The following is a 1,656-nucleotide window of genomic DNA, read 5'->3' as shown; positions in this document are numbered from 1 at the left end:
GGCGCGGCGGGCGCGCACCGCGGCCAGGTAATTGTCGAATTCGCCCTGCGTCACCTGGTCCATCAGCGACAGCCCGTCGAACGCGTCGCGGGCATAGGCCACGCGGCCGTCGGCGCCGTACGCGGCGGCGCAGTCTTCTTCGACGTAATTGCGGGTCAGGGCCGCGCCGCCCAGCAGGACCGGCACGTCCAGCCCCTGGCGGGCCATCTCTTCCAGGTTCTCGCGCATGATGACGGTGGATTTCACCAGCAGGCCGGACATGCCCACCACATCCGCCCGATGGTCGCGGGCGGCGGCGATCATCTCGGCCACCGGCACCTTGATGCCCAGATTGACGACGCGATAGCCGTTGTTGGTCAGGATGATGTCGACCAGGTTCTTGCCGATGTCATGCACGTCGCCCTTGACGGTCGCCAGCACGATGGTGCCGCGGGCCTGGCCGTCGACCCGCTCCATGTGCGGTTCCAGATGCGCGACGGCGGCCTTCATGGTTTCGGCCGACTGCAGCACGAAGGGCAGTTGCATCTTGCCGGCGCCGAACAGCTCGCCCACCACCTTCATCCCGTCCAGCAGGATGGTGTTGATGATGTCCAGCGGCGGAATGCTCCGCATCGCCTCGTCCAGGTCGGCTTCCAGCCCCTTGCGGTCGCCGTCGACGATGCGGTCCTTCAGCCGCCCCTCGACCGTCTCGGCGCGGGTCTTCCGCGCGGCATCGCTGGCCTTGCGGTCGGCGAACAGTTCCAGCAGGCGCTGCAGCGGGTCATAGCCCTCGCTGCGGCGGTCGAAGATCAGGTCCTCGGCCACCCGCACCTCTTCCTCGGGGATCAGGTGCAGCGGACGGATCTTGGACACATGGACGATCGCCGCCGTCATGCCGGCACGCACCGCATGGTCCAGGAAGACCGAGTTCAGCACCGCCCGCGCCGCCGGGTTCAGGCCGAACGAGATGTTCGACAGCCCCAGCACGATCTGGATGTCCGGGAAACGCTCGCGGATCAGGCGGATGCCCTCCAGCGTCCACAACCCCAGCTTGCGGTCGTCCTCGACCCCCGTGCCGATGGTAAAGGTCAGCGGGTCGATCATCAGGTCGGATTGCGGCAGCCCATGGCGGTCGCAGGCGAATGCGACCAGCCGGGTGGCGATGCGCAGCTTGTCCTCCGCGGTCTTGGCCATGCCGACTTCGTCGATCGTCAGCGCCACCACGGCGGCGCCGAACTTGCGCGCCAGCACCATGCGGTCATGGGCGTGCTGCTCGCCATCCTCGAAATTGATCGAATTGATGATCGCCTTGCCGCCATACAGCTTCAGCGCCGCCTCGATCACCGGGGTCTCGGTGGAATCGATCACCAGCGGCGCATTGACCGAACCGGTGAAGCGGGTGACCACCGCGTTCATCTCGGCCATCTCGTCGCGGCCGACGAAGGCGGTGCAGACATCCAGCGCGTTCGATCCCTCGGCCACCTGCTCGCGGCCCACGGCGACGCAGCCGTCCCAGTCCGCCTCTTCCTGCAGGCTGCGCCATTTCTTCGAACCGTTGGCGTTGCAGCGCTCGCCGATCGAGAAATAGCTGTTTTCCTGGCGCAGCGGCACCTGGGTGTAGAGGCTGGCGACCGACGGGACCCACACCGGGCGGCGCGCGACGGGGGCCGGGCGGCG

At 67.6% G+C, this 1,656-nt stretch carries 1 protein-coding gene; it reads right to left on the bottom strand.

What is annotated here, in order from left to right; translation table 11 throughout:
- On the bottom strand, window positions 1-1,656 hold a 1,656-nt coding region (locus HUK84_RS17265; RefSeq protein WP_176641360.1), incomplete at both ends, for a dihydropteroate synthase.

It is taken from the genome of Nguyenibacter vanlangensis, from assembly GCF_013376155.1.
GTDB lineage: Bacteria > Pseudomonadota > Alphaproteobacteria > Acetobacterales > Acetobacteraceae > Gluconacetobacter > Gluconacetobacter vanlangensis.
This window is presented reverse-complemented; position numbering and strand designations above follow the sequence as displayed.